Origin of the sequence: [Enterobacter] lignolyticus SCF1 (genome assembly GCF_000164865.1) — a bacterium.
Classification (GTDB): domain Bacteria; phylum Pseudomonadota; class Gammaproteobacteria; order Enterobacterales; family Enterobacteriaceae; genus Enterobacter_B; species Enterobacter_B lignolyticus.
The window spans coordinates 2,934,576-2,959,099 of the sequence record NC_014618.1 but is presented as its reverse complement, the minus strand read 5'-3'; the positions used below and the strand labels follow the sequence as shown (position 1 = coordinate 2,959,099).

Sequence of the window (24,524 nt, the reverse complement as noted above, 5' to 3'; positions counted from 1 at the left end):
CCTCTCCTTAGCCTGACATGTGAAATCAACGTAGCCGGTATTGCGGTAATCCCGGCGGATTGGGTTATCAGGAGCAACATTCGCACCAGTTATTCACAGAGCGCGCATGAACAGGATGAAATTGTGAAGTGCTTCGAAAGTTGAAGGCAGTTTGTGAATTATCTCACGTGTGACAGATGAGAATTAAAATCACTTTGTTCGGTGCCGTCGGCTTATTTCTCAAAATCATTTTTTTATTTATCATAATGATAAAACTTATCGCGAAGGGTTTATTTGCGGCTACGCAAACGTTTAGCTGTCCAAATTAAAATTATCGCGTTGCCTGCAGCCTGATAAAATCGTCAGGCGTGTCGATATCAAAAATAATTTGCGGATATTCCATTTCCACGCAGCGGTGTTTGCCGTGACATAATATATTACGCATAGAGGTCTTCTCCCTGTGCGAGGCGGCATGCCGCAGGCTGGCGCTATCGATCAGAATCGGGTGTCCCGGCGTTCCGCGGTAGTGGGGGAGAATGGCGCCATTTTCGCGTAATAACCAGATTTTACTGAATATTTCTGGTATCAGGCAGGGGAGGTCGCCGTGGGTGATGAAGCAGTAGTCGCTCTCTACCGCGCTGGCGCCTGCCAGCACTGACGTGAGCAGCCCCTGCTGAAAATCCGGGTTGTGCACAAGGGTGATAGCGGGCGAGCTGCGATAACGGTCATGAAGCTCATCGGCGCGAAAACCGGTGACCAGAATAATACGCGAGCAATATTGCTGCGCATTTTTAATACTTGCATCAAGTATTGTTCCGTCACGCCAGGGTAACATCATTTTCCATTGCCCCATGCGAGAAGAAAGTCCCGCGGCGGTAATAATACAATCAACCTGCGTCATAAATTTCTCTATATAACCGAAGAACGTATGATGAATGGAAAATATACCGCAAGCTGACACCCTGTTTTGTGATTCAGGCGCGTTTGCCGGTCCGCTGATAATCTCGGTCGTCGGCGCCGGCGGGAAAACCAGTACGCTGTTCTGGCTGGCGCAGCAGTTTCAGCAGGCCGGAAGACGCGTGCTGCTGACCACCACCACCCACATGTTTTTGCCCGAACGCTGCCCGACGCTGCTGTGCCGCGACCCGCGGCAGCTTCCCGCGGCGCTCTGGAAGACGCCGCGGCTGGCCTGTTTTTCCGCCTGGCTGGCGGACGTCGGCAAAGTGCGGGGGTTTTCTCCCGCGGTGCTGGATGCGGTGCTGGAGGAGGCCGATGTGGACGTGGTGCTGGTAGAAGCTGATGGCGCTCACGGTTTTGCACTCAAGGCGCCAAATGAGCATGAACCTTGCATCCCTTACCGCAGCAGCTGCGTGATTGCCGTGACGGGCGGACAGATGCTCGGGCATAACGTGGGGCCGGAAAACGTTCATCGCTGGCCTCTCTTTTCCCGCATCACCGGCGCAACGCCTGGCGTAGCGCTGGATCTGGCGATGCTGCATCGCCTTATACAGCATCCGCAGGGCGCGTTTAAAAACGCCCCGGCGGGCGCCCGCCGTATCTGGCTGCTCAACCAGATTTCTCAAAATGAGAATCTGCCCGACAGCGCGTTTCAACCGCTGCTGACGCAGGGCGATGTGGATGCCGTCTGGATGGGCGCGGTACAGGAAAATCCGGCAATTACGCGCAGAGTGGTGAGATAGCGCCCCAACGAAAAAACAGCCTGAAAGACGACGGGTATTGGGGCAACCGAAGGGATATCCATTGAGGTTCTTATGAATATTTTCTCAGAAGCGGCAAAACTCGAAGAGCAGAATCGTCCGTTTGCGCTGGCGCAAATCGTCGACAGTCGGGGATCAACCCCCCGGCACTCCGCCCAAATGCTTATCCGCGACGACGGTACGATAATGGGAACGATAGGCGGCGGCATGGTCGAACGTAAGGTGATCGACGAGGCGCTGGAGGCGCTGAAGGAGAAGACGCCGCGGCTGTTTCATGGCCGGATGGCGCGTAACGGTTCAGATGCGGTCGGTTCCGACTGCGGCGGCGCGATGTCGGTTTATATCAGCGTGCATGGCCTGCGCCCGCGGCTGGTGCTGATTGGCGGCGGGCATGTCAACCGGGCGATTGCCCAGGGCGCCGCGCTGCTGGGGTTCGAAATCGCCGTTGCGGATATTTACCAGGAGAGCCTTAACCCCGATCTCTTCCCGCCCTCAGCGCAGCTGCTGTATGCCGATTCCTTTTCTGCCGCCATCGACAAGCTGGAGATTCGTCCCGATAACTACGTGCTTATCGCCACCAACAATAAAGATCGCGAGGCGCTCGACAGGCTGGTTGAACAGCCCATCGCCTGGCTCGGCCTGCTGGCCAGCCGTCGCAAGGTACAGGTATTTTTACGCCAGCTGCGCGAGAACGGCGTTGCGGAAGAGCATATCGCCCGCCTGCATGCGCCGGTGGGGTTTAACATTGGCGCCGAAACGCCCAATGAGATTGCCATCAGCGTGCTGGCGGAGATCCTGCAGGTGAAAAATAAGGCGCCGGGCGGGCTGATGATGGCGGCGGCGCATCCGTCTCAGCACCTGCGGGTGGTTATCCGCGGGGCGGGGGATATCGCCACCGGCGTGGCGCTGCGCCTTTACCATGCCGGGTTCAAGGTCATCATGCTGGAGGTTGAAAAACCGACCGTCATCCGCCGCAGCGTCGCCTTCGCCCAGGCGCTTTTCCAGCCGGAGATGCAGGTTGAGGGGGTTATCGCCCGGCGCGCCGCGTCCGCGCAGGAGGCGATCGGTATGGCGGAAAGCGGCGTGATCCCGATTCTTGTCGATCCGCTTTGCGAATCGCTGTCCGGGCTTAAGCCTGGCTGTGTGGTGGATGCGATCCTCGCCAAAGAAAACCTCGGCGCTCGCCGCGACCTGGCACCGGTAGTTATTGCGCTCGGCCCCGGCTTTTGCGCCGGGCAGGACTGCCATGCGGTGATTGAAACCAACCGAGGCCACTGGCTCGGACAGGTTATCTATCAGGGCAGCGCCCAGGAGAATACCGGGATACCAGGCAACATTATGGGGCATACCTCACGAAGGGTGATTCGCGCGCCGGTCGCCGGCGTGATGAACGGCCGCGTTCAGCTTGGTGATATCGTCAGTGAAGGCGATGCGATTGCGACCATCGGCGAAACGGAAATTCTGGCGCCGCTGTCCGGGATGGTGCGCGGGCTGCTGAACGACGGCCTGGTGGTGGACATCGGCTTCAAAATCGGCGATATCGACCCGCGCGGGGCGTCGGCGGATTTTACCAGCGTATCCGATAAGGCCAGAGCCATCGGCGGCGGGGTGCTGGAAGCGCTGATGACGCTGATGCGTCAGGGGGGCAAGGCGAAAGAAGAAGTGCTGACGGTTGCGTAAGATGTGCAGTCACTGTTCAACCCTCTCCCGCAACGGAGAGGGTTTTTTGTGCCGGTAGGGCCGGCGCGTTAACCGCTAATCACCGTGCCGGTTTTCCCTTCGATCCCCTCTTTGGCTTTGTCCAGCACCGTAATCAGCGCCTTGCGTCCCGGGCGCGAGCGGGCAAACGAGGCGGCGGCTTCTACTTTCGGCAGCATCGAGCCTTTGGCGAAATGGCCCTCGGCGATGAAGCGTTCGGCGTCGTTCAGCGACAGTGCGTCCAGCCACTGTTCGTTCGGCTTACCGAAGTTGATGGCGACTTTCTCCACGGCGGTGAGGATGATCAGCATGTCGGCGTCAATCATGGCGGCAAGCTTCGCGCTGGCCCAGTCCTTATCAATCACCGCGCTGGCGCCGCGCAGATGGTTCCCCTCGCGCGTGACCGGAATACCGCCGCCGCCGACGGTAATCACCACGTGGCCTGCCTCCATCATCGCTTTTACCGTCTCTTTTTCGATGATATCCACCGGTTTCGGCGAGGCCACGACGCGGCGGTAGCCGCGCCCGGCATCCTCTTTCATGGTATAGCCCTGGCGGCTCAGGTGCCCGGCCTCTTCTTTGCTGAAGAACGAGCCGATAGGCTTGGTCGGGTTGCTGAACGCCGGATCGTTGGCGTCGACTTCCACCTGGGTAATTAACGTCGCCACCGGAATGTGCATATCGCGGGAGAGCAGCTCTTCGCGCAGGGCATTCTGCAGGTCGTAGCCAATATAGCCCTGGCTCAGCGCCACGCAGACCGACATCGGCAGCATTGGGGTATGGGCTTCGGTTTTGGCCGCAGCCTCAAAGGCGAGGTTAATCATACCAACCTGCGGGCCGTTGCCGTGGGTGACCACGACCTGATGCCCCTGGGCAATGAGATCGACAATCGCCTGCGCGGTTTGCTTCACGGCCTTCATCTGCCCGGCGAGATCGTCGCCTAAGGCATTCCCGCCCAGGGCGAGAACAATTTTCTTACTCATTCAATCCTCACTGTATTGTCACTTCCCGTTGAAGGGGGAAAAGGGTTTGCGGCGCAGGAAGTGGCCCTGGCCCGCCGAACCGGTAAACTGGCCATCGTTAAAAATGACTCTGCCGTGGGACAGGGTCTGCCGGATAGCGCCCTGACACTGAAAACCCTCCCAGGGCGAGTAGTCGGCGTTGTCATGCAACTCTTCATGGAGAATCGTGGTGGTTTTACGCGGGTCGATGATGACCACATCGCCGTCGGCGCCGGGGGCCAGCTGCCCTTTATGCGGCCACACGCCGAAAAGCTTCGCGGGCGTCGCGCTGGTCAATGCGACAAAGCGCTCCGGCGTAATCCGTCCGCTCATCACGCCGTGGGAAAACAGCAGCAGCAGGCGGTTTTCCACGCCCGGCAGGCCGTTTGGGCAGCGGTTGAAGCTGCCGCCGGAAAGCTGCTGGCGCTGGGCCATCGAGAAGGTGCAGTGGTCGGTCGCCACCACGTCGATAGCCCCGTCGCTGATACCGCCCCACAGGGCATCGTTATTGCTGGCGTTGCGCAGCGGCGGGCTGAGGATAAACTTCAGCGCGTCTTCACGCTCATAGCAGCGCTCGTCCAGCAGAAGATACTGCGGGCAGGTTTCAATCCACACCGGCTGGTGTCGCGCCTTCGCCAGGCGCAGATAGTCAAGACCCAGCGCATTGGATAAATGGACGATATACAGCGGCGCGTTGTCCGAAAGCTGGGCCAGATTAATCATCCGGGCGATGGCCTCGGCTTCGCATTCGGCGGGGCGGCTCAGCGCGTGGTAGCGCGGCGCGGTTTTACCCGCCGCCAGAAACTCTACGCGCTTTCTGGCGATAACAGCGTCGTTTTCCGGATGAACGGTGGTCAGCGCGCCTGCCTTGCTCAGGTGGCGCAGCGCCTGTAGCACCTCGTCATCGCTGAGCTTGTACTGGTAGGTCAGGTAGAGCTTGAAGCTGCTGATACCGGCTTCCACCATCATCGGAATTTCATCCAGAATGGCGTGGTTGATGTGCTGAATGACGCCATGGAAGCTGTAGTCGATCACCGCCTTGTGGGCGGCATAGCCGTGGTACACCTCCAGCTGATGATGCAGCCTGCACCCGGCGGGGCCGAAACCCATATGGTCGATAATGGTTGTTGTACCGCCACACGCGGCAGCGCGGGTACCGGTAAAAAAATCATCACAGCTGCGGGCAAGACCGGTGTCGATATTAAAATGGGTATGGACATCGACGCCGCCGGGCATGACGTAGCAGCCTTCCGCATCGATGATGTCGCACGGGAGCTCCGGGTTAATGCTATCGGCCAGCTCACGCACGATGCCGTTTTCGATAAGCAAATCCTGTTTCGCTTTACGGTCGGCGTTGACCACGGTGCCGTTTTTAATCAGTACGCGCATAAAACACTCCAGATTCCCGCCGGAGGCCCGGCGGGAGGGATGAGCGGGGATTATTTTTCGCAGGCCAGCCAGCTTAGCGGGATAGCGGCATACATGGCGGCGCAGGTCACCAGATGCGACTTCCAGGTTTTCTCGTTTGGCGCGTGGGCTTCCGGCTCTTTACCCGGACCAAAACCAATCACCGGAATGCCGTGACGGCCCATGATGGAGACGCCGTTGGTGGAGAAGGTCCACTTGTCGACCACCGGCGCTTTGCCGAACAGCCCTTCATAGGCGTTGCTGAGCGCCTGCACGGTGAAATGGTTCTCTTCCACTTTCCAGGTCGGGAAGTAGCACTCGGTTGGATAGACGAGGCCGGTCCACGACGGGCGGTCATAGTTGTACATGGAAACCACGGCATTGGCCTTTTGCACGGCCGGCAGGGCGCGGATTTCGTCCAGCGCGCCTTCCCAGGTTTCTCCCCAGGTCAGACGGCGGTCGATGGAAACGGCGCAGCTGTCGGCGACCGCGCAGCGGCTTGGCGAGGTGAAGAAAATTTCAGACACGGTCAGGGTGCCTTTGCCGAGAAACTCATCGTTGCCCAGGCGCTGGGACAAACCCTGCAGCTCGTTGAGGATCGGCCCCATTTTGAAGATGGCGTTATCGCCGCGCTCTGGCGCGGAGCCGTGGCAGCTGACGCCCTGGACATCGATGCGAATCTCCATGCGTCCGCGCTGGCCGCGGTAGATCTGGCAGTCGGTCGGCTCGGTGCTGACCACAAACTCAGGGCGAATACCGGACTGCTCGATGATGTACTGCCAGCACAGGCCGTCGCAGTCTTCCTCCTGCACGGTGCCGGTGACCAGCAGGGTATACTCATCTTCGAGGCCCAGATCTTTGATGATTTTCCCGGCGTAGACCATTGATGCCATCCCGCCTTCCTGGTCAGACGCGCCGCGTCCGCCGATGATTTCATCGTCTTCCATCCCCTGATACGGGTCGAACGTCCAGTTCTTGATGTTGCCGATACCGACGGTATCGATATGCGCATCCATGGCGACCAGGCGCGGGCCGTGGCCGACGTAGCCCAGGATGTTGCCCATCGGGTCGATAACCACTTTGTCGAAACCGACTTTTTCCATCTCTTCTTTAATGCGATGGATCACGCGCTTTTCATCGCAGCTTTCGCTGGGAATGGCGATCATGTCGCGCAGAAAGCGGGTCATGTCGTCCTGATAGTGCTGTGCTTTTTCCAGAATAAGTTTGAACGGAATATGTTTAGCCATGAGTGTTTGTCTCCATGAAAAAAGTGATTAACGCGCAGCCGGATGTTTGCCTTCCCAGACCACTTCCCGGTAGTGCTTAACGTCGGTGTCGCCTTCGGTGCTTATCACCAGCACGACGGCGTCTTTGTCCAGACCGAGCTTATGCATCAGCGCGTCGCGCTGCGGATGGAAGTGAACGGCGGCAAGAATGCCAAGACCAACGGCGCCGGATTCGCCGGAAATAACCCGCGGATCCTTGCCCATTGGGTTGCCCAGAACGCGCATGCCGAGCGCGGCGACCGCATCCTGGCAGGAGATGAACTGGGTGGCGCAGTTGCGTAATACCTCCCAGCCGAGCGGGTTCGGTTCGCCGCAGGCGAGGCCCGCCATAATGGTGGCCATATCGCCGCCGACGTTCACGATCTGCCCCTTAACGCCCGAGCGGTAGACGCAGTCCGCCAGCTCCGGTTCGACGATGACCGAGTGGAGGTTACGCGCGCCGTAGACGTCGACCAGATAGCCCAGGACGCCGCCGGCCATCGCGCCGACGCCCGCCTGCAGGAACACGTGCGTCGGGCGGGCGATGCCCATGCTGGCCATTTGCTCGACGGCTTCGTCGGCCAGGGTGGCGTAGCCCTGCATAATCCAGGTTGGGATTTTGGTGTAGCCTTCCCAGGCGGTGTCCTGTACCACTTCCCAGCCGTTTTGCTGGGCGGTTTTCATGGTAAAGCGCACCGTGTCGTCATAGTTCATATCGGTGACGATGCACTCTGCGCCGAGCTGAAGGATGGCGTCGACGCGCTCCTGCGCGGAGCCTTTTGGCATATACACCACCGCGTTCTGTCCGAGCTGCTGCGCGGCCCACGCTACGCCGCGGCCGTGGTTGCCGTCGGTGGTGGTGGCGAACGTCATCTTTTCTTTGATGGTGGTTTTGATAGCGTCAAAAGAAAACGTATTGATGTCTAAGCGGTATTTCTCGCAAAGCAGCTGCGCGATAGCGTAGGCGCCGCCCAGCATTTTGAATGCATTGAGACCGAAGCGTTGCGACTCATCTTTAACGAGAATTTTGCTGACGCCGAACAGCCTGGCCAGATCGTTGAGCGCGTGCAGCGGCGTCGGCTGATACCCGGCGATTTTTTGATGAAAATGACGTGCCTGTTGCGCCTGCTGGCGAGAAAACAGCGGTGACGTTTCGCCCGTAAAGAATCGGTTATCGGCAATATCCATTTTCAATGAGAAAGCAGACATATTCTGTCCTTATCCTTCATAACTGAGAGGAGGAAGCCGGCCCGCAGGCCGGCCCTGACGTTACTTGATGCGCTTTTGCGCTTCCCTGAGCAGCTGTTCCAGCACCATGCCCGGTTTAGCGTATTTACGGGCCAGAATCATCGCGGCGATGATGTACGGTTTCCAGCTCGCCTCTTTGTAGGTTTCGATGCGGTATTTTTCGAAGACGCCTTCGGTAACTTCACCTTCAGCGCAGGAGACGCCGGTGATATCGGCAGGCAGACAGTGCATATAAAGCGCGTTGCCGTCGCGGGTCAGCTTCATCATCTCTTCGGTGCAGTGCCAGTCTTTGTGGTTGGCGTTCTGCGCCAGGCAGGCTTTTTCCAGGGTTTTCAGCCCGTCGTGATCGTTCGCGCGCAGCAGCTCGGTGCGCTGCTCCATGACCTTGTACGGCGCCCAGGACTTCGGATAGACGATATCCGCATCTTTAAAGGCTTCCGCCATATCGGTGACCTGACGGAAGCTGCCGCCGGAGGCTTTGGCGTTGTTTTTCGCCACTTCGATAACGTCCGGAATCAGGTCGTAACCTTCCGGATGCGCCAGCGTGACGTCCATTCCAAAACGCGTCATCAGGCCGATAATGCCCTGCGGTACGGAGAGCGGTTTGCCGTAGCTTGGGGAGTAGGCCCAGGTCATGGCTATCTTCTTGCCCTTGAGGTTTTCCAGCGAGCCGAAGTGCTCACGCAGCCAGGCGAGGTCGGCCATTGACTGGGTCGGGTGGTCGATATCGCACTGCAGGTTAATGAGCGCCGGACGCTGCGGCAGCACGCCCTGCTTATGCCCGTCGTCCAGGGCGGCGCCCACTTCGCGCATGTAGGCGTTGCCCGCGCCGAGGTACATATCGTCACGAATGCCGATGGCGTCAGCGCAGAAGGAGATCATGTTGGCGGTTTCACGCACGGTTTCCCCGTGGGCGATTTGCGACTTGCCTTCATCCAGATCCTGCTGCGCCAGACCCAGCAGGTTCAGCGCGGAGGCGTAGGAGAAGCGGGTTCGGGTGGAGTTATCGCGGAATACGGAGATACCCAGACCGCTGTTGAAGACTTTCGTGGCAATGTTTTCCGCACGCAGCGTTTTTAACGCCGCCGCGATATCCAGTACCTGCTTCAGTTCATCCGGCGTTTGCTCCCATGTCAGCAGAAAGTCTTTTTCATGCAGATGGGAAGTTAGCGTATTGATATCCTTGATCAGCTCGTTAACAGTTTTCATTTTAAGGTCCTGATAGTAAATGACTGGCTTGATGGCAATGTGGCTGTACGGTCGGGAGAACGGCGGAACCTGAATAGCGACTGACAGCGATATACAGGGATTAACAATAAGTGTGCCAGTTACGAACCAAGGGCGGTTTTGGGGGCAAAATGGCGATGATTGTGAGAAGTGTGTCACAAAAATGAGCGTGTTGAAGGCATAAATAAAAAAAGGAAAACGATTGGCTCAGAATGTTAAAACGACAGCGTTATGCCAGGCGATATAAATAAATGGTGGCGAATTTGTAAAAGCCGCCAAATTGATAAAAACGGCAGAGCAATTCTCATATTGATATAAAAATGTGACATCTCTTCCATATTTTCGCCAATAAATGATAAAGAAAGGGCATCTTTATCAATATCGGATACCACTAAGTTAGTATCATAGCGTCAGCAAAATAAGAAACGTAGCACCTCTATAGATATCAGTCAGTTAGTGATATTCAAAGGTTACCTTATGATACCCGCAAACACGTTATCCGTTTTGATGCAGATTCAGCCTACCATCCAGCGTTTTGCCAGAATGCTATCAAGCGTCCTTCAGCTTGAGGTCGAGATAGTCGACGATGCGCTCTGCCGCGTGGCCGGGACGGGGGCGTATGGAAAGTCACTGGGGCGCAAGCTGAACGCGGACTCGCGCCTTTTGCGCTACGTACTTGAAACAAAAAAAGAAAAAGTTGTTACCCACTCGCGTTTCGACCCGCTGTGCGAAGGGTGTACCAGTAAAGATAACTGTAAGGAGAAAGCTTTTCTGGGCACGCCGGTCATTTACCAGGACCAGTGTGTTGGGGTTATCAGCCTGATTGCCGTCACGCATGAGCAGCAGGAGCATATCAATGATAATCTTCATGAGTTTTCTGATTATGTTCGCCACGTCTCATCAATATTTGTTGCTAAATTGCTCGATGACCAAAGCGGGAATGATAATATTCGCAAAATATTCTCGACAATGATTGAGAATATGGATCAGGGCGTGCTGGTCGTCGGTGAAGATAATCAGGTCAAGTTTGCCAACCAGACGGCATTAAAAGTATTAGGCGCCATGCAGGGAAATATGATTGGCAAAACCATTCATTTTCGCCCATTAACCTTCGAGCGCAATTTCACCCACGGCCATATGCAGCATGTGGTCTCCTTTGATGATAAAAGCGAGCTGATTATCGGCCAGCTGCACTCCATCCAGGATCAGCAGCTGTTTTTGATGGCTTTTCACCAGTCGCACTCTTCATCTACCGTGACCCCGGCGCAGGACGAGCCGCAGATAGAGCACCTGGTGGGTGAGTGCCGTCCGATGCGCCAGCTCAAAAAACTGATAAGCCGTATCGCCCCCAGCCCTTCCAGCGTGCTGATCGTCGGGGAGAGCGGGACCGGTAAAGAGGTGGTCGCCCGGGCGATACACCAGCTGAGCGATCGAAAATCGAAGCCGTTTATCGCCATTAACTGCGCCGCGATCCCGGAACAGCTGCTGGAAAGCGAGCTGTTCGGCTACGTTAAAGGCGCCTTCACCGGCGCATCGGCCAACGGGAAGACCGGGCTGATTCAGGCCGCTAACCACGGCACGCTGTTTCTCGATGAAATTGGCGATATGCCGCTGACGCTGCAGGCGAAGCTGCTGCGGGCGATAGAGTCCCGCGAGATCCAGCCCGTTGGCGCCAGCCATCCGGTGCCGGTGGATATTCGTATTATTTCCGCCACCAACCAGAACCTCGACCAGTTCATCGCCGACGGTAAGTTCCGCGAAGATCTCTACTACCGGCTGAACGTTATCCCGTTACGGCTGCCGCCGCTGCGCGAGCGTCAGGACGATATTGAGCTGCTGATCCACTACTTCCTGCATCTGCATACCCGGCGGCTGGATCTGGTCTATCCCGGCGTCGCGCCGGAGGTGATTTCACTGCTCAAGCGCTACCGCTGGCCAGGCAACCTGCGCGAGCTCAGCAACCTTATCGAGTACCTGATTAACGTGGTGCCGTCCGGCGAGGTGATTGACGTCTCGCTGCTGCCGCCAAACCTTATCAGCAGCGGCAAACTGCCGGAGCGCGATATGGCAAGCGTCACCGTGCTTAGCGCACAGCGCGACGACGATGGCGTTACGGGACTTGAGGAGATGGAAAAACAGATGATTCGCGAAGCGCTGTCCCGCTACAGCAACAAGAAGCAGGCGGCGGACGAACTCGGTATCGGTATCGCCACGCTGTATCGCAAGATAAAGAAGTACGAACTGCTCAGCGCCTGATGCGAGCCTCTCTCCCCGCTGGGGGAGAGAGGCTCTGGCGCCAGGGGCCTCAGTCGTTGCGCTCCTGCTCCTTTTCCAGCGTGAGAACCGTGTCGACCACCAGCTGATAACCGGTACAGCGGCATAAATTTCCCGCCAGCCCGCGTCGGATCTCCTGCACCGTAAACGGCTTCACGTGCGGTTTCGCCAGCAGCGCCTTTGTCGCCATGACCAGCCCCGGCGTACAGAAGCCGCACTGCACCGCGCCGGATTTCGCATAGGCCGCCTGCACGGCCGACAGCTCACCGCCCACCGACTCTCCTTCCAGGGTGCGAATCTCCTTCCCGTCAATCCAGGCCGCGAGGTAGAGACAGCTGTCGATAGCCGTACCGTCAATAAGCACCGTACAGGCGCCGCATTCGCCAACGCAGCAGCCCTGCTTCACGCTCAGCAGCCCCTGCGTGCGCAGCAGATCGGAAAGCGGCGTTGCGGGAGAGAGCGTGAACTGGTAAGGCGCGCCGTTGATGGTGCAGGTCACGGTAACCCAGGATGCGTGGTTCATAAGGTGCCTCCTGCATGGACAACGGCGCGACGGATAACGCGCTGGGCCATGGTCTGGATGAGATGTAAACGGAAGTCTTTCGCCGCGCGCCAGGAGGAGCGGGGGGAAACGTCGGCCAGCAGCGCTTCGCTAATCGCGCTTAGCGTCTGTTCGCTGACGGGGGCGCCCAGCGCCGCCTGCTCGGCGTGCGGGCAGCGTACCGGCGTCGGCGCGGCGACGCCGAACGCCAGCCGCAGCTCGCGGAAAGCGCCGTTTTCCACATGGCACCAGGCGGCGCAGCCGATGGTGGCGATATCCATGGCGTCGCGCATGGCGTACTTAAAGTGGGCGCTGCCCGTGCCGGTTTGCGGCTGTACCGGGAAGTGGAACGCGACGGCGATATCGCCAGGCTCCAGCGCGACCTTGCCCGGGCCGGTATGGAAGCCGAGCACCGGAGTAAAACGGGTGCCCTGCGGCGAAACGATCTCCAGGGTGGCGTCATAAACCAGCGACGGCGTCGCGGAGTCGGCGCTGGTCGCCCCGTTGCAGATATTGCCGCCGTAGGTGGCGACATTGCGGATCTGCGGGCCGGCGATTGAGGCCGCCGCTGCCGCCAGAGCGGGCAGATGGCGCTGAACAATCGGGTTTTCAATCAGCTCGGTAAACGTGGTGCCCGAGCCGATACGGATCGCCCCGTCACGGTCCTGGGTGATGCCGCGCAGCTCGGCAAGGCCGTGAATATCCACCACGTGACGGTATTTGTCGTTCAGGTGATGAAGCTGGATCAGCACGTCGGTGCCGCCCGCAATCAGCCGCGCCTGCGGGTGGTTGGCCGCAAGCGTCACCGCCTGCTGCAGGCTGGTGGCGCGATGATACGTTTCAATATCAAACATAGCGTTATCCTTAAATCAATCCCGCCTGGCGGAACTCGATAAACAGGCGTTTCGGCGTCAGCGGCAGGGTATTGATGCCAACCCCGGTCGCCATGCGGACCGCATTGCGGATAGCGGCCGCCACCGGAATAATCGGCGGCTCGCCGAGCGATTTATGTCCATAGGCGGACTGCGGTTCGCAGCTGTCGACAAAGGCGCTTTCCAGCGGCGGCAGATCCATCATGGTCGGCATTTTGTAGTCCAGCAGGTTGGGGTTACGCACCAGTCCTGTGGTCTCGTCGATGATCATCTCCTCGAAAATCGACCAGCCGATGCCCATGCCCATTCCGCCGTGAACCTGGCCTTCCGCCAGCAGCGGGTTGAGGATCCGCCCGGAGTCATGGACGTTCAGAATGCGGTTGATGGTGATTTTGCACAGCGCCACGTCGACGGTGAGGTCGACAAAGGTGCAGCCGAAGGCGGGCGGGTTGGTGGTGGTTTTCACCGACGCTTCCGCTGACAGCTGGCCGCCGCGCTCCGGATGGTAGAACGCATCCATCGCCACGTCGGCAACCGCCGCCAGCGCGACCCCAGGGCGTTCGGTCATCTCGATCATGCCGTGGCGAATCGTCAGGTTCAGCGACGACTGGTGCAGCATTTCGGCGGCGTGCTGGAGTATCTTGTCGCGCAGCTGACGGGCCGCCTCGCGCAGCGCGGGCGCCGCGACATAGCTCTGGCGGGAGGCAAACGCGCCCGGGTCGAACGGCGTAATGTCGGTATCCTGGGTCGAGATGACGTGCACCATACCGAACGGCATGCCAACGGTTTCGGCGACCATCTGGGTGAAGACCGTGTCGGCGCCCTGGCCGATTTCGGTCGCGCCGCTCTGTACGTGGATACAGCCGTCCTGGTTGAGCAGCAGGCGGGCGCCCGCAATTTCCACCCCGACCGGCCAGGTATTTGAGCTGTAGCTGAAGCAGGCAACGCCGACGCCGTGGCGGAGGTTGCCCTGCTGTTCGCGGTAGTCGGCGCGGCGTTTATCCCAGTCGAACAGCTCGCGGCCCTTGCGCAGGCACTCCGGTAAACCGGCGCTGAAGATGGTTTTGCGATTAACCGGGTTTTTGTCGCCTTCCCGGGCGACGTTGCGCAGGCGGATATCGACCGGGTCAAGATCAAGCGCGGCGGCGGCGTCATCCAGCAGCGCCTCAAGCGCGAACACCACCTGCGGCGCGCCGTAGCCGCGCATGGCGCCAGCGGAGGGCAGGTTGGTGTAGCAGGTGGTGGCGCGGTAGCCGAAGGCGCTGCGCGGGTAAAGGTAGGCAATCTTGTTACCCCCCGCGGAGGCTATCGAGTGGCCGTGCGAGGCGTACGCGCCGGTATTCGACAGCACGTCAAGGCAGTAGCCCTTCAGCGTACCGTCGCGGTTGATGCCAAGCCGGGCGTCGATGGTGAAGGCGTGGCGGGTGCGGCTGGCGAGGAAGCACTCTTCGCGGCTCAGCGCCACCTTGACCGGGATGCCGCCGAGTTTGGCCGTGAGAAATGCCGCCATCGGCTCTTCCAGTACGTCCTGCTTGTTGCCGAAACCGCCGCCGACGTGGGGTTTGATCACCCGAATGGAGGACCAGGAGATTCCCAGCGCCTGGCCGACGATGCGGCGTACGATATGCGGAATTTGCGTGCTGGAGACAATGGTGATGCGCTTGTCTTCTTCCATCCACGCAAAGCAGGTCACGCCTTCCATATGGCAATGCTGGATGACCGGCGTCTGAAAGTGGTTGCTGAACTGCCGATCGGCGGCGGCGATCGCGCCATGCGGATCGTCGGCGAGAATTTCGGTGGCCTTCAGCAGGTTGCCGCCTTCGTGGATGGCGACGGCGCCGTCCGCCAGCGCGGCGCCGGGCGTCGTAATGACCGGCAGCGCCTCCCACTCCACGTTCACCAGGTGCGCCGCTTTTTCGGCGGTCAGCTCATCGCGCGCCACCACGACAGCCACCGCATCGCCATGGTGGCGGACGTGGCGGGTCAACAGGCGGCGGTCGGCGACGTCGCGTTTTTCCGGCTCCAGCGTCCAGGCGTGCCCGGCGGTGGCAAACGGCGTTTCCGGGACGTCCTCCCAGGTAAAAATCGCCAGCACGCCGGGAAGTGCCCGGGCGGCGGCGCTGTCTATCTGTTTTGCGTATCCGTGGGCTATCGGGCTGCGAACGTATTTCGCGTAGCACATGCCTGCCATGACGTAATCGTCTGTATAACGCGCGCGCCCGGTGACCTTGGCCATCGCGTCTACGCGCATACAGGGTTCACCGGTGGCGGTGGCTTCCAGCTCATCCATAGTTTTCCCCTTGGTATTTAAAGCATTACCCTGGAAAGAGGCAAGAACTACGCCAAAACGGGCAAGATGAGCCGTTGGGAGGATTAAACTGTGATGGCTTTAAAAAAATCGCCGGTTTTGACCGGGAGCCGACGCCGTCAGGGAGGCGGCGCCGTATCATAATGAGCCTGCGAAAACTCATTATGATAGGCAATCTCAGGTGATAATACGCCGCTACGCCTGATGCTTGTCCCGCTCCAGCCGGCGGTACAGCGTACTGCGCGATATTCCGAGCGTTTTGGCCGCGAGGCTCATATTGCCGCTGGCGCTGCGGATGGCCCGGTCCTCGGCGCTCAGCGTCTGCGGCGAGACGGTGAGATACTCCGCAGGTAAATCCGCAGGCGTGACCGTATCGCCGTCGTCGGCCAGCGCCATCAGCACCTTCAGCAGGCTGACCAGCTGACGTACGTTGCCGGGCCAGGGGAGGGCGGCAAGATGCTCGACCAGCGGCTCCGAGAGGGTAATCGCCCGCTTGTCGCCCCCGGCGCTGCGCCAGAGCTGGCGGATAAAAATCTGTCGATGGCTCCACTCCCGCAGCGGCGCAATGGTCAGGTTAAATTCCCGGATACGGTAGAATAAATCTTCGCGAAACGCGCCCTCCTGCACCCGGGCGAACAGATCCTGGTGCGTGGCGCAGATCAGCGCAAAATCTACCGGCTGGGCGGTATTGCCGCCAAGCGGCGTGACCGTTTTTTCCTGCAGCACCCGCAGCAGCCGCGTCTGCATCGTCGCGGGCATGTCGCCAATCTCATCAAGAAACAGTATCCCGCCATCGGCCTCGCGGATTTTGCCGGTATAGCCTTTAGCGCTGGCGCCGGTAAACGCGCCGGGCAAATAGCCGAACAACTCAGATTCAATCAGGTTTTCCGGAATGGCAGCGCAGTTGACGGCGACAAACTTGCCGCTGCGCCAGCGGCTCTGTTGATACAGCTCGCGGCTGAAATACTCCTTCCCGCAGCCGGTTTCGCCGGTGACGCACACGGCAATACCGGCGTTGAGGATACGCAGCGCTTTTTGCTTATCCAGCCCCGGCGCCTGCGGGACTGGCTCCACGCCGCGTCCGTGCAGGCGCCGGGGCGGCGCGGTGCGGGAGACGTAATAGTCACGGGCGTTGTACGCCTGGCTGCGCTGTATCTCCGGCCGGTCGCTCAGCGCCGGGAACAGCGTCTCGAGGGTGAGACTGCCAAAATGCGCCGCCTGCAGCCGCAGCTCGTCGACGGCAAGCTTATTGGCGCCGAGCAGCACGTTGTCTTCAAACAGCAGGATCAGCTCATGGTGGCTGCCGAGTACCCGGGCGTCGGGGTGCAGACGCAGCAGCCAGCGGTGCTCGCGTACGCCGCTTGCGACCCAGGCGTGCTCCATCTGGCGCACGGTGCGCTGTACCAGCGCAGCGGCATCAATACGCGGCGCGACGGCAGGGGTCGACATGTCCACGACGCCTGCGAGCAGGCCGTCGGGGCGAAACACCGGCGCGGCGGAGCAAAACAGCCCGGCGTTGCGGTTAAGAAAATGCTCCTGACCGGAGACCTCGCAGCGGGACCCCAATGCCAGCGCGGTGCCGATGGCGTTCGTACCGCGGGCGTTTTCGCTCCACAGGTGACCCGGAGACAGCGCCAGATGCTCGGCTTTGTTGAGAAAGCGGGTGTCGCCGCGGGTGGTCAGCACCAGGCCCGTTGCGTCGGCAAGCACCATGATCGACGGATGCTTTTTAAGCTCGGCGGACAGGTGATCCAGCAGCGGCGTCGCCAGCTGACGGGCCCACAGGTTGCGCTCATGGGCGTCCTGTAAAAAAGAGGGCGCTACCCACGGCTGCAAGTCGTCGTCGCGGTGCAAACCGTAATCCTGGCTACGTTGCCAGGAGTCCTGCAACGGGCCGGGTAAACCTGAATCTTCGTGAGGGAAGAGGGGCCGTTTTGCCTGTCGCATCATCACCTTCTCCGGCGGTTGTGTGTTGCATAGGTGTAGCAGCTAAGTTTCATATGTGTTGCGATGTGCGACACATTTACGCCAACCTCCGGCCCTTCATGTTTATCTTTGTCGGCTAAAAACTAATTTAACTAATTAATCATTAACGATATTTTTTGTTAGCGATCCGCTTGTACGCATTCTGGCATAAGAGCTGCTTATGCCTGTTGGCTGACAGCATGACTGCCGGCTCACCTGTACCCCGTTATTACAATAAGAGAGGAACATCTCATGAAGTACACGCATCCTGGTTTGCCTGGCGCAAAAGTGACCTTTAAATCCCGTTACGGCAACTACATCGGCGGTGAATTTGTTGACCCGGTTTCCGGGCGCTGGTTTGCTAACCCGACGCCGGTGACGGGCAAGACGATAGCGGAATTTCCGCGCTCGGACGCGAAAGATATTGAGCGCGCGCTGGACGCGGCTCACGCCGCGGCGGATGCCTGGGGGAAAACCAGCGTGCAGGAGCGCTCCAATGTGCTGTTAGCCATCGCTGACCGCATCGAGGCCAATCTTGAAATACTGGCGCTGACGGAGAGCTGGGACAACGGCAAGCCGATTCGGGAAACGCTGAATGCGGACCTGCCGCTGGCGGTCGATCACTTCCGCTATTTTGCGGGCTGTATCCGCGCGCAGGAAGGCACCGCCACGGAAATTGATAGCACCACCGTGGCCTACCATATTTACGAGCCGCTCGGGGTGGTCGGGCAGATTATACCGTGGAATTTCCCGCTGCTGATGGCGGCCTGGAAGCTGGCGCCCGCGCTGGCGGCGGGGAATACAGTGGTGCTGAAACCGGCGGAGCAGACGCCGCTCGGCATCTGCGTGCTGATGGAGCTGATTGGCGATCTGCTGCCTGCCGGGGTGGTGAACATTGTGCACGGCTACGGCGAAGAGGCGGGAGAGGCGCTGGCCCGCAGCAAGCGTATTGAAAAAATCGCCTTTACCGGCTCAACGCCGATTGGCCGCCACATCCTCTCCTGCGCGGCAGAGAACATTATTCCCAGCACCGTTGAGCTTGGCGGTAAATCGCCGAACATCTTCTTTGAAGACATCATGAACGGCGGCGAAGATTTTATTGATAAGGCGGTGGAGGGCGTGATCCTCGGGTTCTTCAACCAGGGCGAAGTCTGTACCTGCCCCTCGCGCGTGCTGGTACAGGAGTCTATTTTCCCGCACTTCCTCGAGAAAATTGTTGCCCGCATGGAGCATATCCGCAAAGGCGACCCCTATGACACCGACACCATGATCGGCGCGCAGGCCTCCCAGGAGCAGTACGATAAAATACTGTCGTATATCAACATCGCCCGGGAAGAGGGCGGCGAAATTCTGGCCGGCGGCGCAAAGCTGACCCATGCCAATGAGATTCAAAACGGGTTCTATATTCAGCCGACGCTTATCAAGGGGCATAACGCGATGCGCGCCTTCCAGGAGGAGATCTTCGGGCCGGTTATCGGCATCATGACCTTTAAAGACGAGGCGGAGGCGCTGGCGATTGCCAACGATACCGAGTATGGGCTTGGCGCCGGGGTCTGGACGCTGGATATCAACCGCGCGTGGCGGATGGGACGCGGGATCAAAGCGGGACGCGTGTGGACCAACTGCTACCATCTCTATCCGGCGCACGCCGCGTTCGGCGGCTATAAGAACTCCGGCGTCGGGCGCGAAACCCACAAAATGGCGCTGTCGCAGTATCAGCAGCTCAAAAACCTGCTGGTAAGCTTCAGCACCAAACCGCTCGGCCTGTATTAACCGGCGGCGGTTGCTGTACGTCTTCCCGGCCAGGCGTAGCCTGGCCGGTTTTTTTTAGGCCATTTCACCGATCGTTTTGCGAAAGCGCAGCAGCGCGATGGAAAAGAACGCCGCGCCTATCGCCAGCAGGGTGAGAAACTGCGGCCAGACGATGGCGAGATCGGCGCCGCGATAGAGGATCGCCTGCGCCAGGCTGACGAAATGGGTGGTCGGCATGGTCAGCATGATGTCCTGCACCGCCTGCGGCATGCTCTCGCGCGGCGTCGACCCGCCGGACAGCATCTGCAGCGGCAGCAGCACCAGGATCATCAATAGCCCCAGCTGCGGCATGGAACGGGCGAGAGTCCCCATAAATATGCCGATAGAGGTGGTGGCGAACAGGCTCAGCGCCACGCCGAGCATAAACAGGGGAACGGAGCCTTCGACGGGCACCTGCAGCACCCCCTGCACCACCAGCATCAGCGACAGACCGGAGACCACCAGCACCACCAACCCCATCGACCAGATTTTCGCCAGCATAATTTCGAACGGCGTCACCGGCATTACCAGCAGGTGCTCAATCGTACCGTGCTCGCGCTCGCGAATCAGCGCCGAGCCGGTGAGGACAATAGCCAGCATGGTGATGTTGTTGATGATGGCCATCACCGCGCCGAAACGTTCCTGCTCCAGATTGGGGTTAAAGCGCATCCGGACGGCCAGCTCAACGGGCAGGGGGCTGCTGTCGCGGTAGCGGGCGACAAAGCTGTTCACCTCGCCGGTGATAATGTTCTGGATATAACCGTTGCCGGTAAAAGCCTGGCTCATCCTTGTGGCGTCAACGTTAACCTGGATTTCCGGCTGGCGTCCCGCCAGCACATCACGCTGAAACCCTGGCGGAATGCTGACCGCAAAGGTATAGCGCCCGGCGTCCAGCCCGGCATCCATCTCGTCGGCGCTTATCTGCTCCGGCGGCAAAAACCACGGGCGATAAAAGCTGTTGCTGATGCGCGAGGAGAGCGGCGACTGGTCGAGGTCGGAAATGGCGATCGGCGCCAGGTGCAGCGAACCCGGCATCACGGTCGCCGAGGAGTAAACCGAGACCGTAAAGGCAAAAATAATCAACGTCAGCATTGCCTTGTCGCCCAGCAGGCTGCGCAGCTCTTTGATTCCCAGGTTCCAGATATTGCGTAATCCGCGCATCAGTCCTCCTGCTTTTTCAACAGCAGCACGCTAAGCCCGAGCACCGCCGGTACGGCGATCAGCAGCGGGATAAACGACGGCCAGAGGTCGAACAGGTTCAGCGCCTTCGAAAAGGTGCCGCGGGCGATGGTCAGGAAGTGGCTGGTGGGGTAAATCTGCCCAATCCAGCGCCCCGGCCCCTCCAGCGAGGCCACCGGATCTATCATGCCGGAAAACTGCGTGGCCGGAATGAGCGTGATAATGGCGGTGCCGAAAATCGCCGCAATCTGGCTTTTCATAAACGTGGAGATAAGCAGCCCCAGCCCGGTGGCGATAGTCACGTACAGCAGGGCCGCAAGCGTCAGCGTGAGAAAGCTGCCCTTATGCGCCACCCCGAAAATGAACACCGACAGCGCGCACAGCAGCAGGAAGTTAAACATCCCGAGCGCGATGTAGGGCAGCTGCTTGCCGAGCAAAAATTCGCTGCGGGTGGTTGGCGTCACGTACAGGTTGATGATGGAACCCAGCTCTTTTTCCCGCACCACGCTCAGCGCGCTCAGCATGGCCGGGATCATCATCAGCAGCAGCGGGATCACCGCGGGCACAATCGCGGGCAGGCTTTTGACATCCGGGTTATAGCGGTAGCGGGTTTCGATAGTCATTAATCCGCCGCCGTTACCGGCGTCCGGCTGGCGGGCGGCCATCTCCTGCAGCCAGCCCAGATGCATGGCCTGCACGTAGCCGCGCACGCTCTCCGCCCGGTTGGGCATCGCGCCGTCCACCCAGACGCCGATTTGCACCGGAGTGCCGCGGGCGATGTCGCGACCGAAGCCCGGCGGAATTTCAACGGCCACCGCCAGCTCGCCGTCACGCATCCGCTTATCGAGTTCGTCATAGCTGCCGAGCGGCGGCCGCTCAATGAAGTAACGCGAGCCCGCGAGGTTCAGCGTCCAGGCCTGGCTGCTGACGGTCTGGTCGCGGTCAAGCACCGCAAAGCGCAGGTTTTCGACGTCCATGCTGATGCCGTAGCCCATGATAAACATCAGGATCACCGTGCCCAGCAGCGCCAGAGTCGAGCGTACCGGGTCGCGGCGCAGCTCCAGCGCTTCCCGGCGGCTGTAGCTGAACAGGCGACGCAGGCTGAAGCCCGCGCGCGGCGGGAGGTGATGATGTTCCACGGCCAGCGGCGGGGTCTCCTGTTCGGGCTGCGCGCTCGTCGAGGCGTCGCGCAGCCAGGCGATAAACGCCTCTTCGAGGCTTGCCGCTCCGCGCTGGGCGACCAGCGCCTGCGGCGTGTCGCTGGCCAGCACTTTTCCGGCGTGCATGAGCGAAATACGGTCGCAGCGCTCGGCTTCGTTCATAAAGTGCGTGGAGATAAAAATGGTCACCTTATCGCGGCGGGAAAGGTCGACCATCATCTGCCAGAACATGTCGCGCGCCACCGGGTCAACGCCGGAGGTCGGCTCGTCGAGAATAAGCATCTCCGGGCGATGGATCACCGCCACCGCCAGCGACAGGCGCTGACGAATGCCGAGCGGCAGCGATTCCGGCAGCGCTGCCTCCACGTCGGTCAGCATAAAGCGCTGGCTGACCTCGGCGACCCGCGCTGGGATCTCCGCATCCGGGATATGAAACAGCCGGGCGTGTAGCTCAAGGTTCTGGCGCACGGTAAGCTCGCTGTAGAGCGAAAAGGCCTGCGACATATAGCCGACGCGCCGACGCGTGTCGATGTCTTTAGGGTCGACCGGCTGGCCAAACAGCCACGCTTCGCCTTCGCTGGCCGGAAGCAGGCCGGTGAGCATTTTCATGGTGGTGGATTTCCCGCAGCCGTTGGAGCCGAGAAAACCAAAGATTTCGCCGCGGGGGATCCGAAAGTTAACGTGGTCGACCGCGACGAACTGACCAAACCGCATGGTCAGCCCCCGGGCCTCAATGGCGATACCGTCGTCGCCAGGATCGCGGGGCGGGATAACAACCGGTTTGTGCGCCTGGCGCTGCTCCGGCGGCAGCAGGGCGATAAACGCCTGCTCCAGCGTCTGGCTGCCGGTCTGCTCGCGCAGGTCATGGGCGCTGCCGGTGGCCATCACCACGCCTGCGTTCATTGCCACCAGCCAGTCGAAGCGCTCGGCCTCTTCCATATAGGCGGTGGCGACCAGCACGCTCATGTTGCTCTGGCGGGCGCGAATGGTGTCGATAAGCTCCCAGAACTGGGCGCGGGAGAGCGGGTCGACGCCGGTGGTCGGCTCATCGAGGATCAGCAGCTCCGGGTCGTGGATCAGCGCGCAGCACAGGCCCAGCTTCTGCTTCATCCCGCCGGAGAGCTTGCCCGCCGGGCGGTCGCGAAACGGCGCCAGCCCTGTGCTGTGCAGCAGTTCGCTGATGCGCTGCTCGCGCTCGGCCTTATCGTGGCCGAAGAGGCGGGCGAAGAAGTCGACGTTTTCATACACCGACAGCGTGTGATACAGGTTTTTCCCCAGCCCCTGCGGCATCCAGGCAATCTTCGGGCAGACGTCGCGGCGGTGGCGGGCATCGGCCATATCGCCGCCCAGCACCATAACCTGACCCTGTTCGATAGCGCGCGCGCCGGCGATAAGCGACAGCAGGCTGGATTTCCCCACGCCGTCAGGGCCTATTAGCCCGACCATGCAGCGCGGCGGGATCGCCAGCGCTATCTCCCGCAGCGCCGCCGTGGCGCCGAAGTGCAGCGAGACGCCCTCCAGCCGGGCGACGGGCGTCGTCGGCAGAGACAGGCTCATTCGGGTAACCTCACCTGCAGCGACGTCGGCCAGCCGCGCTGGCTGTCCAGCCGCACATAGGCCATACCCGGCAGTCCGGTTTTCACGTACTCAAGGTGCTTTTGCAGCAGCGCCGGCGGTATCCGCACCTTTACCCGGAACATCAGCTTCAGCCGCTCGTCGTTAGTCTCGACGGTTTTCGGCGTGAACTGGGCGACGCTCGCCACAAAGCTGACGTTGGCGGGCACCACCAGCGACGGCGCGGCGTCCAGCACGATCCGCGCCTCGCTGCCGAGCGCGAGCAGCCCGGCCTGCTCGGTCGGCAGGAAGAAGGTCATGTAGACGTCGCTAAGATCGACCATGTTCAGCACCCGCCCGCCGGCGGACAGCACTTCGCCCGGCTCGGCGACGCGGTACTGGATCCGACCATCGCGCGGGGCTTTCAGCGTACTGTCGTCAATATCGGCGACGATCCGGCGTTCGGTCGCTTCGGCCGCGTCGACGCGGGTTTGCGCCTGAATAATGCTGGTGCGGGCGGCTTCGATGGCCGCCTGCGATGCGGAGACCTGGGCTTTGGCTGACTCCAGCGCCGCCTGCGCGCTTTGCGCCGCGGCACGGTCGTCATCAAGCTGCTGCGCCGATACGGCGCCGCGCTGCGAAAGGGTACTGGAACGGGTGTGACGTTTAGCGGAGGCGTCAAGCTCAGCCTGCCGCTGTCTGACGATAGCCTGCGCGGCGCGCATTTCGCTCTGACGCTGGGCCAGCAGCGCGTGGGCCGCGGCAACCGCGCTTTGCGCCTCTTTGATCTGCGCGGCGGCTTCCTGCCGCTGTTCATTGAGAACGCGGGTATCCATATGAGCCAGCGCCTCGCCCTGGCGGACGAACTGCCCCTCGCTGACCAGAATGCTGTCAATCCTGCCAGCGATTTTCGTGGCGATATCAATTTCGGTGGCTTCAATGCGTCCGTTGCTGCCGGCAAACCCTTCAGGTAAGCCCGGCGAGCGGGTTAACCACCAGCCAATAATCCCGATAACCACCAGCACAGCGGCCAGCGACCACACCAGATGACGTTTACGTTTATCCATAACCTGCTCGTCATCATCCCTGTTAATCAACACTGCGTGTTACAACCTGTCCCTGAACAAAGTTCAGAGGAACATCCCTCCGGGATGAAAAAGAGTGGACCAGGTCGGGCGTAGCGGATTGGCGTGGCAAGCAGGTGAAACCGTGTGCGACAGGTTCACCTCCCTTATGCTTTTCATCGGCAATCCTCGCCGTCATGGAACACGCATATATAAATGACCGTCAACAGAATAGTAACATCATAATCCCTGATGTCTATATGGGTATGGGGA

General features: G+C 60.1%; 17 protein-coding genes. 4 read left to right on the top strand and 13 right to left on the bottom strand.

The genetic code is table 11. From position 1 onward, the window contains the following. Nucleotides 1-310: 310 nt before the first annotated feature. Nucleotides 311-880, bottom strand: coding sequence for an NTP transferase domain-containing protein (locus ENTCL_RS13875; protein WP_013366772.1), 570 nt, complete (start codon nt 878-880; stop codon nt 311-313). Nucleotides 881-914: 34 nt separating this feature from the next. Here ENTCL_RS13875 and yqeC point away from each other — a divergent pair, with 34 nt between their 5' ends. Both yqeC and yqeB read left to right on the top strand, forming a co-directional pair. Beyond that, a complete protein-coding gene (gene yqeC / locus ENTCL_RS13870; protein ID WP_013366771.1) occupies nt 915-1,679 on the top strand; it encodes a selenium cofactor biosynthesis protein YqeC in 765 nt (254 codons plus the stop codon). A 72-nt stretch (nt 1,680-1,751) separates the two neighbouring features. Beyond that, nucleotides 1,752-3,377 (top strand): selenium-dependent molybdenum cofactor biosynthesis protein YqeB, encoded by a 1,626-nt coding sequence (gene yqeB, locus ENTCL_RS13865; protein WP_013366770.1) that lies wholly within the window; start codon nt 1,752-1,754, stop codon nt 3,375-3,377. A gap of 68 nt (nt 3,378-3,445) precedes the next feature. On the opposite strand, the gene arcC is transcribed toward yqeB, so the two are convergent. The 5 genes from arcC to ygeW are packed head-to-tail and all read right to left on the bottom strand — an operon-like array spanning nt 3,446 to nt 9,525. After that, on the bottom strand, nt 3,446-4,378 hold the full coding sequence (gene arcC / locus ENTCL_RS13860) for a carbamate kinase (RefSeq protein ID WP_013366769.1): 933 nt from the start codon (nt 4,376-4,378) through the stop codon (nt 3,446-3,448). Between the two features lie 18 nt (nt 4,379-4,396). After that, nucleotides 4,397-5,785, bottom strand: a complete 1,389-nt coding sequence (gene hydA, locus ENTCL_RS13855) for a dihydropyrimidinase (RefSeq protein WP_013366768.1) — start codon at nt 5,783-5,785, stop codon at nt 4,397-4,399. Between the two features lie 50 nt (nt 5,786-5,835). Beyond that, nucleotides 5,836-7,050 carry a YgeY family selenium metabolism-linked hydrolase gene (locus tag ENTCL_RS13850; protein ID WP_013366767.1) on the bottom strand — a complete coding sequence of 405 codons (1,215 nt, stop codon included), beginning with the start codon at nt 7,048-7,050 and terminating at the stop codon, nt 5,836-5,838. Nucleotides 7,051-7,077: 27 nt separating this feature from the next. Beyond that, nucleotides 7,078-8,277, bottom strand: coding sequence for a diaminopropionate ammonia-lyase (gene dpaL, locus ENTCL_RS13845; RefSeq protein WP_013366766.1), 1,200 nt, complete (start codon nt 8,275-8,277; stop codon nt 7,078-7,080). Nucleotides 8,278-8,337: 60 nt separating this feature from the next. Beyond that, nucleotides 8,338-9,525: a knotted carbamoyltransferase YgeW gene (gene ygeW, locus ENTCL_RS13840; protein WP_013366765.1), complete on the bottom strand. Its 1,188-nt coding sequence runs from the start codon at nt 9,523-9,525 to the stop codon at nt 8,338-8,340. Nucleotides 9,526-10,020: 495 nt separating this feature from the next. Here ygeW and ENTCL_RS13835 point away from each other — a divergent pair, with 495 nt between their 5' ends. Continuing rightward, nucleotides 10,021-11,799: a sigma-54 interaction domain-containing protein gene (locus ENTCL_RS13835; RefSeq protein ID WP_013366764.1), complete on the top strand. Its 1,779-nt coding sequence runs from the start codon at nt 10,021-10,023 to the stop codon at nt 11,797-11,799. Nucleotides 11,800-11,848: 49 nt separating this feature from the next. Here the strand turns inward: ENTCL_RS13835 and xdhC are convergent, their stop codons facing one another. The 4 genes from xdhC to ENTCL_RS13815 all read right to left on the bottom strand — a co-directional run bounded on the left by xdhC (nt 11,849) and on the right by ENTCL_RS13815 (nt 17,488). After that, nucleotides 11,849-12,340: a xanthine dehydrogenase iron sulfur-binding subunit XdhC gene (gene xdhC / locus ENTCL_RS13830; protein WP_013366763.1), complete on the bottom strand. Its 492-nt coding sequence runs from the start codon at nt 12,338-12,340 to the stop codon at nt 11,849-11,851. Continuing rightward, complete coding sequence (xdhB, locus tag ENTCL_RS13825) at nt 12,337-13,212, bottom strand: xanthine dehydrogenase FAD-binding subunit XdhB (protein WP_013366762.1); 876 nt, start codon at nt 13,210-13,212, stop codon at nt 12,337-12,339. Before xdhB ends, xdhC begins: the two co-directional genes overlap by 4 nt. Nucleotides 13,213-13,222: 10 nt before the next feature. Continuing rightward, complete coding sequence (gene xdhA / locus ENTCL_RS13820; RefSeq protein ID WP_013366761.1) at nt 13,223-15,520, bottom strand: xanthine dehydrogenase molybdenum-binding subunit XdhA; 2,298 nt, start codon at nt 15,518-15,520, stop codon at nt 13,223-13,225. 213 nt (nt 15,521-15,733) lie between these two features. Then, nucleotides 15,734-17,488: a sigma-54-dependent Fis family transcriptional regulator gene (locus tag ENTCL_RS13815; protein ID WP_013366760.1), complete on the bottom strand. Its 1,755-nt coding sequence runs from the start codon at nt 17,486-17,488 to the stop codon at nt 15,734-15,736. A gap of 267 nt (nt 17,489-17,755) precedes the next feature. Between ENTCL_RS13815 and ENTCL_RS13810 the strand changes: the two genes are divergently transcribed. Continuing rightward, entirely contained in the window at nt 17,756-19,276 is a 1,521-nt protein-coding gene (locus ENTCL_RS13810) for an aldehyde dehydrogenase family protein (RefSeq protein ID WP_013366759.1), read from the top strand. 54 nt (nt 19,277-19,330) lie between these two features. Here the strand turns inward: ENTCL_RS13810 and ENTCL_RS13805 are convergent, their stop codons facing one another. From ENTCL_RS13805 to ENTCL_RS13795, 3 genes are read right to left on the bottom strand one after another with little or no spacing between them, the layout of a single operon-like run. After that, on the bottom strand, nt 19,331-20,455 hold the full coding sequence (locus ENTCL_RS13805) for an ABC transporter permease (protein WP_013366758.1): 1,125 nt from the start codon (nt 20,453-20,455) through the stop codon (nt 19,331-19,333). Further along, complete coding sequence (rbbA, locus tag ENTCL_RS13800) at nt 20,455-23,190, bottom strand: ribosome-associated ATPase/putative transporter RbbA (protein WP_013366757.1); 2,736 nt, start codon at nt 23,188-23,190, stop codon at nt 20,455-20,457. The genes ENTCL_RS13805 and rbbA overlap by 1 nt, the downstream gene beginning before the upstream one ends. Continuing rightward, nucleotides 23,187-24,254, bottom strand: a complete 1,068-nt coding sequence (locus tag ENTCL_RS13795) for an HlyD family secretion protein (RefSeq protein WP_013366756.1) — start codon at nt 24,252-24,254, stop codon at nt 23,187-23,189. The genes rbbA and ENTCL_RS13795 overlap by 4 nt, the downstream gene beginning before the upstream one ends. Nucleotides 24,255-24,524: the final 270 nt, after the last annotated feature.

Excerpts from the sequence above, each read along its gene's own strand:
- arcC (WP_013366769.1), bottom strand. The coding sequence starts at position 4,378 with ATGAGTAAGAAAATTGTTCTCGCCCTGGGCGGGAATGCCTTAGGCGAC.
- ENTCL_RS13850 (WP_013366767.1), bottom strand. The coding sequence starts at position 7,050 with ATGGCTAAACATATTCCGTTCAAACTTATTCTGGAAAAAGCACAGCAC.
- ENTCL_RS13805 (WP_013366758.1), bottom strand. The coding sequence starts at position 20,455 with ATGCGCGGATTACGCAATATCTGGAACCTGGGAATCAAAGAGCTGCGC.
- ENTCL_RS13875 (WP_013366772.1), bottom strand. The coding sequence starts at position 880 with ATGACGCAGGTTGATTGTATTATTACCGCCGCGGGACTTTCTTCTCGC.
- ENTCL_RS13795 (WP_013366756.1), bottom strand. The coding sequence starts at position 24,254 with ATGGATAAACGTAAACGTCATCTGGTGTGGTCGCTGGCCGCTGTGCTG.
- ENTCL_RS13815 (WP_013366760.1), bottom strand. The coding sequence starts at position 17,488 with ATGATGCGACAGGCAAAACGGCCCCTCTTCCCTCACGAAGATTCAGGT.
- xdhA (WP_013366761.1), bottom strand. The coding sequence starts at position 15,520 with ATGGATGAGCTGGAAGCCACCGCCACCGGTGAACCCTGTATGCGCGTA.
- ENTCL_RS13835 (WP_013366764.1), top strand. The coding sequence starts at position 10,021 with ATGATACCCGCAAACACGTTATCCGTTTTGATGCAGATTCAGCCTACC.
- yqeB (WP_013366770.1), top strand. The coding sequence starts at position 1,752 with ATGAATATTTTCTCAGAAGCGGCAAAACTCGAAGAGCAGAATCGTCCG.
- xdhB (WP_013366762.1), bottom strand. The coding sequence starts at position 13,212 with ATGTTTGATATTGAAACGTATCATCGCGCCACCAGCCTGCAGCAGGCG.
- xdhC (WP_013366763.1), bottom strand. The coding sequence starts at position 12,340 with ATGAACCACGCATCCTGGGTTACCGTGACCTGCACCATCAACGGCGCG.
- ygeW (WP_013366765.1), bottom strand. The coding sequence starts at position 9,525 with ATGAAAACTGTTAACGAGCTGATCAAGGATATCAATACGCTAACTTCC.
- dpaL (WP_013366766.1), bottom strand. The coding sequence starts at position 8,277 with ATGTCTGCTTTCTCATTGAAAATGGATATTGCCGATAACCGATTCTTT.
- yqeC (WP_013366771.1), top strand. The coding sequence starts at position 915 with ATGGAAAATATACCGCAAGCTGACACCCTGTTTTGTGATTCAGGCGCG.
- ENTCL_RS13810 (WP_013366759.1), top strand. The coding sequence starts at position 17,756 with ATGAAGTACACGCATCCTGGTTTGCCTGGCGCAAAAGTGACCTTTAAA.
- hydA (WP_013366768.1), bottom strand. The coding sequence starts at position 5,785 with ATGCGCGTACTGATTAAAAACGGCACCGTGGTCAACGCCGACCGTAAA.
- rbbA (WP_013366757.1), bottom strand. The coding sequence starts at position 23,190 with ATGAGCCTGTCTCTGCCGACGACGCCCGTCGCCCGGCTGGAGGGCGTC.